The sequence below is a fragment of the Stenotrophomonas sp. FSL W7-1447 genome (assembly GCF_037966425.1).
GTDB classification, from domain to species: domain Bacteria; phylum Pseudomonadota; class Gammaproteobacteria; order Xanthomonadales; family Xanthomonadaceae; genus Stenotrophomonas; species Stenotrophomonas pavanii.
In genome coordinates, this window is sequence record NZ_CP150199.1 from 1,089,197 (window position 1) to 1,100,917 (window position 11,721).

The following is an 11,721-nucleotide window of genomic DNA, read 5'->3' on the forward strand; positions in this document are numbered from 1 at the left end:
CGTGCCCAGCGTGTGGCCACCGTCAGTCCACCGCGACGGTCTGCAGGATCGCCCGTGCCAGTGCCGGCCCGGAACTGGACTCGGCCTCGGCCACCAGGCGATGGCCGGCCACCGCCACGAACAGGGTCTGCACGTCCTCGGGAACCACGTGCCCGCGGCCGAGCAGCAGCGCGTGCGCCCTGGCGGCGCGCAGCAGGGCCAGCCCGGCACGCGGCGACAGGCCCACGCGGACCCCGGCATGCTGGCGGCTGCGGGTCAGCAGCGCCTGCACGTAGTCGACCAGCGCGTCGCTGGCGTGCACCTGGCCAACCGCTTCACGCAACGCACGCACCTGGGTGTCGTCCAGCTTCGGCACCGCGCGCGCGATCAGGTCGCGGCGATCACTGCCACGCAGCAGTTCGCGCTCGGCCTGCGCGCTCGGGTAGCCCATTGCCAGGCGCAGCAGGAAACGGTCCAGCTGCGAATCCGGCAACGGGAAGGTGCCCGACAGGTCGACCGGGTTCTGCGTAGCGATGACGAAGAACGGATCGGGCAGCGGATGCGTCTGTCCGTCCAGGGTGACCTGCTGCTCGGCCATCGCCTCCAGCAACGCGCTCTGCGTGCGCGGCGGTGCGCGGTTGATCTCATCGGCCAGCAGCACGTGGGTGAACACCGGGCCGGGGTGGAACTGGAACTGGCGGCTGCCGGCCTCGTACACCGATACGCCAAGCACATCGGCCGGCAACAGGTCGGAGGTGAACTGCACGCGCTGGAAGCTGAGGCCGAGGCTGCTGGCCAGCGCATGCGCGAGCGTGGTCTTGCCCAGGCCAGGCAGATCCTCGATGAGCAGGTGGCCGCCGGAAAGCAGGGCGACAAAGGCCAGCCTGACTTCCGGCACCTTGCCCAGCACCAGTGCGTTCACCTGATCCTGTGCCTCCCGCAGGGCCTGGCGCAGTTGATCGGTTAGCATGCTGGGAGTGGGGGACGAGGCTGGCATGATCGTCTCAGGTCTGGAATCCATTCGATTATCCATAGAGCAATGCAAGGCGAACAGCGCGCGCGGACGATATTTCTCTGGTTGTGGACGCTGGTCACAGCGGCCAAGCTGGTGGTGGCTGCGCGCCTGCCGCTGTTCGTCGACGAAGCGTTCTACTGGCAGGAAGGCCAGCATCTGGCCGCTGCCTATTCCGATCTGCCGGGGCTGACCGCCTGGCTGGCACGCCTGGGTGTGGAGATCGGCGGTCATCACGTACTCGCATTGCGATTGCCGTTCCTGGCCATCGGTGCGCTGTTGCCGTTGCTGGTGGTGCGCATCGCCACACGCTGGTTCGGCAACGTTGCCGGGTGGCAGGCGGGCAGCCTGACCCTGCTGATGCCGCTGTCGGCCACGCTGGGCCTGCTGGCGGTGCCGGACGTGCCCATGGCGCTGGCCGCAGTGATCTGCCTGCACGCCGGCGCACGCCTGCTGCACAGCGTGGATGCATCATCGGCGATGAAGCTGGCGCTGGGCCTGCTGATCGGTGCGCTCAGCCACTACCGCTTCATCGGTGTCATCGGCGTCGGGTTCATCGCGCTGCTGGCGTTGCCGCAGGGGCGTCGCATGCTGGCCGATCCGCGCGTATGGGTGGCGCTGGCGGTGGGTGTGCTGGCCTGGCTGCCGCTGCTGGCCTGGAACGCGGACAACCATGATGCCGGCCTGAAGTTCCAGGTGGTGGAGCGCCACCCGTGGGCGTTCGAGTGGGAGGGACTGTGGTTCCTGGTGATCCAGCCGATGCTGGTCACGCCGATCCTGTGCATCGCGATGTGGAAGGTCGCGCTGGCCGGCACCCGCAGCGGCGGCGGTGCGCGGGTGCAGTGGCGCTACTTCGGCCTGGTGGGCGGTGTATCGACGCTGGGCATCTTCCTGCTGGGTTTCTTCACCGATGTCGAACGCATCAGTTTCCACTGGCCGCTGCCGGGCTACCTGGCACTGCTGGTGGCGGTACCGGTGGTGCTCAATGGCTGGCCGCGCTGGCTGCGCCGTACCGGCTGGTGGCTGGCGGCGGCGGGTACCGTGCTGGCCTTCGGCTACTACCTGATGGCGTCCACGCCGGCGCTGCGCGAGCAGATGGCGGGCAGCAAGTACTACCCGCGCAACTTCGCCGGCTGGCAACCGCTGGCCGTGGCGGTGCGCGACGAGCTGCGCCAGATGCCGCCCGGCACGCGTGTCCTGGCGGGCAACTTCAAGGTCGGTGCCGAACTGGGCTTCCAGCTGGGCGACGGTGATATCCAGGTGTTGCCGCATCCGCTCAATGACAAGCATGGGCGAACCGCGCAGCTGGCGCAGTGGAACCTGCTGCACGAAGGCCCGCGCAATACGCCGATGTTGCTGGTGCTGTCACCCAGCGACCAGCGCTACCGCGATCTGCTGGCGCGCTATCACACCATCTGCGAGCAGGTCGGGCCGTTGCCCGCGCCGCGCGTGGTCAGCAGCGACCATGGTTTCCAGCGGTTCCTGTTGTTCCGGTTGCCGGCGCAGCGTGCACCGGGGCCGTGCGTGACGCCGGCGATGGCGTGGCTGGATGCGCCGTCCAATGGTCAGACGGTTTCCGGAACGCTGGCGATCAAGGGCTGGGCCTTCAAGGATGGCGTCGGCCTGGCACGCGTCGAAGTGCTGGTTGACGGCCGCCCGATCGGTGATGCGCGCTACGGGCGCGTGTTCGACGTCCGCCCCGCCTGGCCGGGCAGTACCGACCCGCAGCATCCGTCGGTGGGCTTTGATGCCTCGCTGGATACCGCCACGCTGGCACCGGGGCGGCATTGGCTCGGCCTGCGCCTGTACGGGCGCGATGGCAGCGTGGAGGCGTGGCAGGAGCAGCCGTTCGAGGTGCGCTGAGGTCCTCTGGTCCTGTCGAGCCGAGCCGATGCTCGGCGGCTTCTGCTTCAGATGGCAGGTAGCCTCGAAAAAACAGCCGAGCCTGGGCTCGGCTCTACCGTTCACGGCACCGCGAATCCGGCCCTGCGCAGCAGCCTGCACAGCGCGATCAGCGGCAGGCCGACCAGCGCGGTCGGGTCGCGGTTGTCGATCGCCTCGAACAGGCTGATGCCCAGGCCCTCGCACTTGAAGCTGCCGGCGCAGTCCAGTGGTTGCTCGGCGGCGACATAGCGGGCGATCTCCAGCGGGTCCAGCGCGCGGAAGCGTACTTCGGTCAGATCCACCGCGGCGAAGGATTCTCCATCGCGCCTGAGACTGATTGCCGTGTGAAAGCGCACGGTTTGCCCGGACATCGCTGCCAGCTGCGCACAGGCGGCCTCGGCCGTGCCCGGCTTGCCCAGCGGCTGGCCGTTCAGGTCGGCCACCTGGTCCGAGCCGATCACCCAGGCGCCCGGATGGCGGGCGGCCACGTCGGCGGCCTTGGCGGCCGCCAGGCGCGTGGCCAGCGCCAGCGGAGCTTCGCCGTTCAACGGGGTTTCATCCACCTGCGGGCGTGCGCAGTCGAAGGGCAGGCCCAGCCGTTGCAGCAGTTCGCGGCGGTAGCGGGAGGTGGAGGCCAGGACCAGTGGCATGTGACAATACCGGGGCAGGGCGCGGCAGTCTGGCCCGCCTGCGCCGCCAGCGGCAAGTCCTGCAGGGCAGGCATTTGACAGCAGACACCGCGATCCTTAGTATTCAGCGGCTTATGTCCGCGAACGTGCCCGAAACGCTGGATGCCTGGCGGATGGTTGTAGCGCGAAGGCGCTTCGACGGTCAGGTGCCCCTGGCTGAATTGACCCGCCTGCAAGGGTTGGTCGCAGATGCCGACGGCGAGTGTGTCTACTCGCTTGAATTCGGTCGCGACGACGTCTTGCGGGTATCCTATGTGGAACTGACCATCGACACCGCGTTGCCGCTGACCTGTCAGCGCAGCATGCAGCGATTCCTGTTGCCGGTGAAGGTGACCCAGAGGCTTGGCCTGATCCGCGACGAGGACGAGGAATCGTCCCTGCCGGAGGAATACGAGGCGTTGCTGGTGCCGGAAGACGGCCAGCTGCGTCCGCTGGACCTGGTCGAGGACGAGCTGGTGCTGGCGGTGCCTGTGGTGCCGCTGTCGCCCGACGGTGAAGCAGTCGACAAGGACTGGGCACCGAGCGAAGACGAAACGAAGAAGGCCAACCCGTTTGCGGCGTTGGCGGCACTGAAGAAACAATAGCAGCCGGATTGTCGTCGGCGGCTGCGGCGAAAGCGAAAGTGTGCTGGGCGCTGGCGTCCTGCGCGACGATACGACGAAGCAAAACGAACCGAGTTTGGAGCAATCCCATGGCTGTGCAGAAATCCCGTGTTACCCCGTCCCGCCGCGGCCAGCGCCGTTCGCATGACGCCCTGAGCGCCAAGCAGCTGTCGACCGACCCGACCACCGGCGAAGTGCATCTGCGTCACCACATCACTGCCGATGGTTTCTACCGCGGCAAGAAGGTCATCCAGACCAAGACCTCGGCCGTCGAAGAAGATTGATGTGCCGGGAAGGCCGCTGCCTCCGGGCAGCGGCCTTTGCCTTCTTTCCCGGGCGTGCCGGTGATCGGCGGCCCGCGCAACAGGAAACATGATGAGCAAGCGGATCTACTCGAGGATCGCGGGCACCGGCAGCTATTTGCCGGAAAAAGTCCTGACCAACGCCGACCTGGAAAAAATGGTCGAAACCTCGGACGAGTGGATCCAGTCGCGCACCGGCATTCGTGAACGGCACATCGCGGCCGAAGGCGAAACCACCAGCGACCTCGGCTACAACGCCGCCCTGCGCGCGCTGGAAGCCGCAGGCATCGATGCCTCGCAGCTCGACATGATCGTGGTCGGTACGACCACGCCTGACCTCATTTTTCCGTCCACCGCGTGCCTGATCCAGGCCAAGCTCGGTGTGGCGGGGTGCCCTGCCTTCGACGTCAATGCGGCCTGTTCCGGCTTCGTGTTCGCGCTGGGCGTGGCCGACAAGTTCATCCGCTCCGGCGACTGCAAGCACGTGCTGGTGATCGGCACCGAAACGCTGACCCGCATGGTCGACTGGAACGATCGCACCACCTGCGTGCTGTTCGGTGATGGCGCCGGCGCTGTCGTGCTGAAGGCCGACGAAGAGACCGGCATCCTCAGCACCCACCTGCATGCCGATGGCAGCAAGAAGGAACTGCTGTGGAACCCGGTCGGTGTTTCGACCGGCTTCAAGGACGGCGCCAACGGCGGTGGCACCATCAACATGAAGGGCAACGACGTGTTCAAGTACGCCGTCAAGGCGCTGGACTCGGTCGTGGACGAGACCCTGGCTGCCAACGGCCTGGACAAGTCCGACCTGGACTGGCTGATCCCGCACCAGGCCAACCTGCGCATCATCGAAGCCACCGCCAAGCGCCTGGAGATGTCGATGGACCAGGTCGTGGTGACCGTCGACAAGCACGGCAACACCTCCTCCGGCTCGGTGCCGCTGGCGCTGGACGCCGCGGTGCGTTCGGGCAAGGTCGAGCGTGGCCAACTGCTGCTGCTGGAGGCCTTCGGTGGCGGCTTCACGTGGGGTTCGGCCCTGCTGCGCTATTGATAGTGCAAGTTACGACAATGTGAAGTCTTGTCGTTACGGCCCCTCCGGGGCCGTAACGCGTTTAAGGAGGACCTGTCATGGTTGAGCCCATCGTCATCGAAGGGCAACGTGCCTGGCTGAAGCAGTACGGCAAGGGAAGCCGGGCAATGGCCCTGGGCCTGCTCAATTTTGTTGCGCGCCGTTTCCATCTGGATGCGCTGCGCCCGCCGCCGCATCGCGGCGGCGATGCGGCACGCGAAACCGAAGCCCGGCGCCTGGGGGAACTGCAGGCACAGGGCGTGAACGTGCCCGACGTGCTGGGCACCGGCCACGCTGCACTGGTGATCGGCGACAACGGCAGCTCGTTCAATACCTGCCTGCGTGAAGCCGATGAGGCCGGCCGCGATCGGCTGGTGATGGCGGCGATGCAGTCCATCGCCCAGGCGCATGCGCGCGGGGCCTATTTCGGCCAGCCCTTGCCGCGCAACCTCACCTGGGATGGCGAGAAGGTCGGCTTCATCGACTTCGAGGAAGATCCGCTGGAAGTGATGGACCTGTCCGAAGCGCAGGCCCGCGACTGGCTGATGTTCGGCTATGGCGTGGCCAAGTACTACGCCGACCGCCCCGAGCACCTGCAGGCGATGATGGCCGAAGCGATGGGCGACGTTCAGGCGCCGGTGCGCGAGCACGTGCATGCGGTCAGTGGCCGCCTGCGCAGCCTGGCCCGGGTCTGCATGAAGCTGGGGCGTTCAGCGCGCGCGCTGGCCCATTCGATCTTCATCACCCACGGCGCCAGTACGGCCGGGGTGCTGATGCTGGTGGGGCTGTGCGTGGATTTCCTCGCCGACGGCGATCTGGACGTGCTGCAGCTGTTCTGCTGATGTCTGACAGGGGTCAGATCCCTTTTCCTGCGGAAAAGGGATCTGACCCCGTTGCGCTTGCCCGGCCGCGCTCCATACGCCTGCATACGCGCACGTACAGACGACACAGCGGATTCGCCCTTATCATGGCCCGCTTCGATTGCAACAAGCGGATGACCGCGTGACCGTATCCACCCTCGCTTTTGTCTTCCCCGGCCAGGGCTCGCAGTCTGTGGGCATGGTGGCCGAGCTGGCCGAACTGCACCCGCAGGTGCGTGAAGCCTTCACCGAGGCATCCGATGGTGCCGGCGTCGACCTGTGGGCGCTGTCCCAGGGTGGCCCGGAGGAAATGCTCAACCGTACCGAATACACCCAGCCGGCCCTGCTGGCGGCAAGCATCGGCGTGTGGCGCGCCTGGAACGCCGTGGGCGGTCCGCGCCCGTCGGTGCTGGCCGGCCACAGCCTGGGCGAGTACACCGCCCTGGTTGCCGCAGGCGCGCTGAGCCTGCATGACGGTGCGCACCTGGTGCGCCTGCGCGGCCAGCTGATGCAGGAAGCCGCCCCGGCCGGCGTCGGCGCCATGGCCGCCGTGCTCGGCGCCGAAGACCAGCTGGTGCTGGACGTCTGCGCCGAAGCGGCGGGCAGCCAGGTGGTGGTGCCGGCCAACTTCAATTCGCCGGGCCAGATCGTGATCGGTGGCGACGCCGACGCGGTCGACCGTGCGCTGGCGCTGCTGGCCGAGAAGGGCGTGCGCAAGGCAGTCAAGCTGGCCGTCAGCGTGCCCTCGCACACCCCGCTGATGCGCGAAGCCGCCAACCGCCTGGCCGAGGTGATGGCCGGCCTGTCCTGGCAGGCGCCGCAGCTGCCGGTGATCCAGAACGTCGATGCCCAGGTGCACGACGGCGTGGACGCCCTCCGCACCGCGCTGGTCCAGCAGCTGTACCAGCCGGTACAGTGGACCGGGTGCGTGCAGGCCCTGGCTGCCCGTGGCGTCACCCGGATCGCCGAGTGCGGCCCGGGCAAGGTGCTGACCGGCCTGGTCAAGCGCATCGACAAGGCCATCGACGGCCGTCCGCTGGCCACTCCGGGCGACTTCGAAGCCGCCCGCGAGGCGTGGTCGGCCTGATTCCCCTGTTCCTGCCGACCGTGCCGGTCGCCGCTGCAAGCGGCACGGGTGCGGCGGTCGCCCCAGCCTGAGGAAAACATCATGAGCAAGCCCCTGCAGGGTGAAATCGCACTGGTCACCGGCGCCAGCCGTGGCATCGGTGCCGCCATCGCCGATCTGCTGGCCGCCCAGGGCGCCACCGTCATCGGTACCGCTACCACCGAATCCGGCGCTGCCGCGATCGGCGAACGCCTGGCCGCCCACGGTGGTCACGGCCGCGCGCTGAACGTCACCGATGCCGCCGCGCTGGACAGCGTGCTCGATGGCATCGCCAAGGAATTCGGCCCGATCTCGATCCTGGTCAACAATGCCGGCATCACCCGCGACAACCTGCTGATGCGCATGAAGGACGAGGACTGGGCGTCGATCATCGACACCAACCTGACCAGCGTGTTCCGCACCAGCAAGGCGGTGATGCGCGGCATGATGAAGGCGCGCAAGGGCCGCATCATCAACATCGCATCGGTGGTGGGCGTGACCGGCAATGCCGGCCAGGCCAACTACGCCGCGGCCAAGGCCGGCATCATCGGCTTCAGCAAGTCGCTGGCCAAGGAAATCGGTTCGCGCGGTGTCACCGTCAATGTTGTCGCACCTGGCTTCATCGACACCGACATGACCAAGGCGTTGCCGGAAGAAGCGCGCACCGCGCTGATCAACGACATCGCCCTCGAACGCCTGGGATCGCCGGAAGACATCGCCCATGCGGTGGCCTTCCTGGCCAGCCCGGCTGCCGGTTACATCACCGGCGAAACCCTCCATGTGAACGGCGGCATGTACATGCCGTAAGCAAGGGGCGCAGGGATTGCGCCGCAAGTGGTTGATCTGCGGAGGTTTTTGCTGCAATGCAAGGCCGCGCCGGTTTCCACTACACTATCCCACGGCCATCGCCCTTGATGGCGACCACTTTTGAACCACAACTCCATCTGGAGCGAGATCCCATGAGCACCATCGAAGAACGCGTCAAGAAAATCGTCGTCGAACAGCTTGGCGTCAAGGAAGAAGAAGTCACCAACAGCGCATCGTTCGTCGATGACCTGGGCGCTGACTCGCTGGACACCGTCGAGCTGGTGATGGCCCTGGAAGAAGAATTCGAGTGCGAGATCCCGGACGAAGAAGCCGAGAAGATCAGCACCGTGCAGGCCGCCATCGACTACATCAAGGCCCACGTCAAGGCCTGATGTCAGACGGCAGTGCGCGCGCGGGCCACGCTCGCCGCGCACCGCACCCCATGGGGCCGCTGTTGCGGCCCCGTGTGTTTGGGCATCACACCGAAGCAAACCGCGTTGCCCGTTGAAATCAGCCGGGCCAGGAGAATCAGCAATGAAGCGTCGCGTCGTCGTAACCGGCCTGGGTATCGTCTCGCCGTTGGGCAATGATCTGGCCAGCAGCTGGGAAGGCATCACCCACGGTCGTTCGGGCATCGGTCCGCTGACCAACGTTTCTGATGCCTATCTGGATCGGTTCACCACCAAGATTGCCGGTGAGGTCAAGGGATTCGACATCACCGCCGACAATGAACTGTTCGGCAAGTTCCGGGTCAGCGGCAAGGATGCCAAGAAGATGGACCCGTTCATCCATTACGGCCTCGGTGCCTCGTTCATGGCCCTGCACGACTCGGGCCTGGAGATCACCGACGCCAATGCCGAGCGCATCGGCGCCATCGTCGGCGCCGGCATCGGCGGCCTGCTCGGCATCGAAGAGCAGACCATCGAGTTCCATGAGGGCAAGAAGATCTCGCCCTTCTACGTGCCCAAGACCATCATCAACATGCTGCCGGGCCAGCTGAGCATCATCACCGGCCTGAAGGGCCCGTCGTTCTCGGCGGTGTCGGCGTGCGCGACCTCGAACCACTCGATCGGCACCGCGATGCGCATGATCCAGTACGGCGACGCCGACGTGATGGTGGTCGGTGGTGCCGAACGTGGCTCGTCGCCGACCGCCGTGGGCGGCTTCTGCGCGATGAAGGCCATGAGTACCCGCAATGACGCCCCGGAACAGGCCTCGCGTCCGTGGGACAAGGACCGTGACGGCTTCGTGCTGGGCGACGGCGCCGGCATCCTGATCCTGGAAGAGTACGAGCACGCCAAGGCACGTGGCGCGAAGATCTACTGCGAACTGGCCGGCTTCGGCGCCAGCTCCGACGCGTACCACATGACCGCACCGAGCGAGAACGGCGAAGGCGCCGCGCGCTGCATGGCCATGGCCATGAAGGACGCGGGCGTGACCCCGGAACAGGTGGGTTACCTCAACGCGCACGGCACCTCCACGCCGCTGGGCGACCTGGGCGAGACGATGGCGATGAAGACCGCCTTCGGCGACCACGCCTACAAGATGATGGTCAGCTCCACCAAGTCGATGACCGGCCACCTGCTGGGTGCTGCCGGCGGCGTGGAAGCGATCTTCTCGGTGATGGCACTGCAGGACAACGTCATCCCGCCGACCATCAACCTGCAGCAGCCGGGCGAAGGCTGCGACCTGGACTATGTGCCCAACGAAGCACGCCAGGCCAAGGTCGACGTGGTGATGTCCAATGGTTTCGGCTTCGGCGGCACCAACGGCACGCTGGTCTTCAAGCGCGTCTGACCGAGGTGTAGCGTCGGGCCATGCTCGACGCCGCGTTCTACGGAGCCGCCGCAAGGCGGCTTCCGTGCATCTGAACCCCAGAACTGGCTGCCATGACCCACGCACCGCTGATCCACCCGCTGCCGCACCCGATCGATCTGCTGGCCCTGCAGCAGCATGACCCGGCGCGCTTCCCGCTGCTGATGGAATCCACTGCCTCGGGCACCGCGCAGGGCCGCTGGAGCCTGCTGCTGGCCGCGCAGGGCGATGGCCTGCGACTGGATGCGGATGGCCAGGTGCGCGACCAGCACGACGCGGTGCACGCCGGCAGCTTCCTGCAGGTGCTGGACCGTGCCTGGCAGCGCGACCGCCTGCCGCATGACGGCAGCCACAGCCTGCCGTTCCGCGGCGGCTGGGCGTTGATGCTCGATTACGAAGTGGCCAGCCAGATCGAACCGGTGCTGCCGGCGCGCGCACGCGAGGATGGCCGCCCGACCGCGCTGGCGCTGCGCTGCCCGGCCGCGGTGCTGCACGACCACCACAACGACGCCAGCTTCGTCATCGCAGAAGGCGGCGAGCAGACGTTGCTGGATGCGCTGGTGGCACTGGCCACGGCCGCGCTGCCCGAAGCCGGGCAGGGCTGGCAGCCGCCGCAGGCGGTAGGCGAGGATGCGCCGCAACGTTTCACCGACGGTGTGCGCCGGGTAATCGAGTACCTGCGTGCCGGCGATGTGTTCCAGGTGAACCTGTCGCGGCGCTGGAGCGCGCAGTTTGCCGCGCCGGTCAGCCCGCAGGCGCTGTACGCGCAGCTGCGCCGCGCCAATCCGGCACCGTTCGCCGGCCTGTTCAGCGCGCACGGCCGCCATGTGGTCAGTTCCTCGCCGGAGCGGCTGGTGTCGGTGCATGCCGGCCACGCGCAGACCCGTCCGATTGCCGGCACGCGTCCGCGCTTCGAGGGGGACGATGATGCCGCGCGCATCCAGGAGCTGGTCGGCCACCCGAAGGAGCGTGCCGAACACGTGATGCTGATCGACCTGGAGCGCAACGACCTGGGCCGCATCTGCATGCCCGGTACCGTGGTGGTCGACGAGCTGATGACCGTGGAGAGCTACGCGCACGTGCACCACATCGTCAGCAACGTCAGCGGCCACCTGCGCCCGGAGGTCACCCCCGGCGAGGTGATCGCCGCCACGTTCCCCGGTGGCACCATCACCGGCTGCCCCAAGGTGCGCTGCATGCAGATCATCAGCGAGCTGGAGCAGGTGCCGCGCGGTGCCTACACCGGCGCGTTCGGCTGGCTGAACCGCGACGGCGACCTGGACCTGAACATCCTGATCCGCACCGCCGAAGTGGATGGCCACCAGGTCAGCTTCCGCACCGGCGCCGGCATCGTGGTCGATTCGGACCCGGACAAGGAACTGGACGAGACCCGCGCCAAGGCCCGCGGCCTGCTGCGCGCGCTGGGCCAGCAGGGGTAGGCGTGTTCCGGTAGTGCCGGCCGCTGGCCGGCAACCTCATGCACCCATGATCCACGCGCTTGCCGGCCAGCGGCCGGCACTACCGTACCGGTGGGTGCCAGTGTTGTGGTGGGTGCCGACCGTTGGTCGGCACGGGTGTGTGGCCCCGGTCATGACCC

General features: G+C 67.2%; 12 protein-coding genes. 10 read left to right on the plus strand and 2 right to left on the minus strand.

What is annotated here, in order from left to right; all coding sequences use genetic code 11:
- Positions 1 to 22: 22 nt before the first annotated feature.
- Complete coding sequence (locus tag NSQ78_RS05045) at positions 23 to 976, minus strand: AAA family ATPase (RefSeq protein ID WP_049471052.1); 954 nt, start codon at positions 974 to 976, stop codon at positions 23 to 25.
- 42 nt (positions 977 to 1,018) lie between these two features.
- Between NSQ78_RS05045 and NSQ78_RS05050 the strand changes: the two genes are divergently transcribed.
- Positions 1,019 to 2,854 (plus strand): glycosyltransferase family 39 protein, encoded by a 1,836-nt coding sequence (locus NSQ78_RS05050; protein WP_064237752.1) that lies wholly within the window; start codon positions 1,019 to 1,021, stop codon positions 2,852 to 2,854.
- A gap of 101 nt (positions 2,855 to 2,955) precedes the next feature.
- Here the strand turns inward: NSQ78_RS05050 and NSQ78_RS05055 are convergent, their stop codons facing one another.
- Positions 2,956 to 3,525, minus strand: a complete 570-nt coding sequence (locus NSQ78_RS05055) for a Maf family nucleotide pyrophosphatase (RefSeq protein WP_064237753.1) — start codon at positions 3,523 to 3,525, stop codon at positions 2,956 to 2,958.
- A gap of 113 nt (positions 3,526 to 3,638) precedes the next feature.
- Between NSQ78_RS05055 and NSQ78_RS05060 the strand changes: the two genes are divergently transcribed.
- From NSQ78_RS05060 to NSQ78_RS05100, 9 genes are all read left to right on the plus strand, one after another.
- Positions 3,639 to 4,148 (plus strand): YceD family protein, encoded by a 510-nt coding sequence (locus tag NSQ78_RS05060; protein WP_064237754.1) that lies wholly within the window; start codon positions 3,639 to 3,641, stop codon positions 4,146 to 4,148.
- A 107-nt stretch (positions 4,149 to 4,255) separates the two neighbouring features.
- Positions 4,256 to 4,450: a 50S ribosomal protein L32 gene (gene rpmF / locus NSQ78_RS05065; RefSeq protein ID WP_005408308.1), complete on the plus strand. Its 195-nt coding sequence runs from the start codon at positions 4,256 to 4,258 to the stop codon at positions 4,448 to 4,450.
- 91 nt (positions 4,451 to 4,541) lie between these two features.
- Positions 4,542 to 5,519, plus strand: a complete 978-nt coding sequence (locus tag NSQ78_RS05070) for a beta-ketoacyl-ACP synthase III (protein WP_053462315.1) — start codon at positions 4,542 to 4,544, stop codon at positions 5,517 to 5,519.
- A gap of 77 nt (positions 5,520 to 5,596) precedes the next feature.
- A complete protein-coding gene (locus NSQ78_RS05075) occupies positions 5,597 to 6,379 on the plus strand; it encodes a serine/threonine protein phosphatase (RefSeq protein WP_049471060.1) in 783 nt (260 codons plus the stop codon).
- A gap of 160 nt (positions 6,380 to 6,539) precedes the next feature.
- The gene (fabD, locus tag NSQ78_RS05080) at positions 6,540 to 7,484 is read left to right on the plus strand and encodes an ACP S-malonyltransferase (RefSeq protein WP_049471061.1); all 945 of its coding nucleotides are present in this window, start codon (positions 6,540 to 6,542) and stop codon (positions 7,482 to 7,484) included.
- An 81-nt stretch (positions 7,485 to 7,565) separates the two neighbouring features.
- Positions 7,566 to 8,309, plus strand: a complete 744-nt coding sequence (fabG, locus tag NSQ78_RS05085) for a 3-oxoacyl-ACP reductase FabG (RefSeq protein WP_005408312.1) — start codon at positions 7,566 to 7,568, stop codon at positions 8,307 to 8,309.
- Between the two features lie 152 nt (positions 8,310 to 8,461).
- Entirely contained in the window at positions 8,462 to 8,701 is a 240-nt protein-coding gene (gene acpP / locus NSQ78_RS05090) for an acyl carrier protein (RefSeq protein ID WP_005415509.1), read from the plus strand.
- 142 nt (positions 8,702 to 8,843) lie between these two features.
- Positions 8,844 to 10,106: a beta-ketoacyl-ACP synthase II gene (fabF, locus tag NSQ78_RS05095; RefSeq protein ID WP_049471064.1), complete on the plus strand. Its 1,263-nt coding sequence runs from the start codon at positions 8,844 to 8,846 to the stop codon at positions 10,104 to 10,106.
- Between the two features lie 92 nt (positions 10,107 to 10,198).
- Positions 10,199 to 11,563, plus strand: coding sequence for an aminodeoxychorismate synthase component I (locus NSQ78_RS05100; RefSeq protein ID WP_149901908.1), 1,365 nt, complete (start codon positions 10,199 to 10,201; stop codon positions 11,561 to 11,563).
- Positions 11,564 to 11,721: the final 158 nt, after the last annotated feature.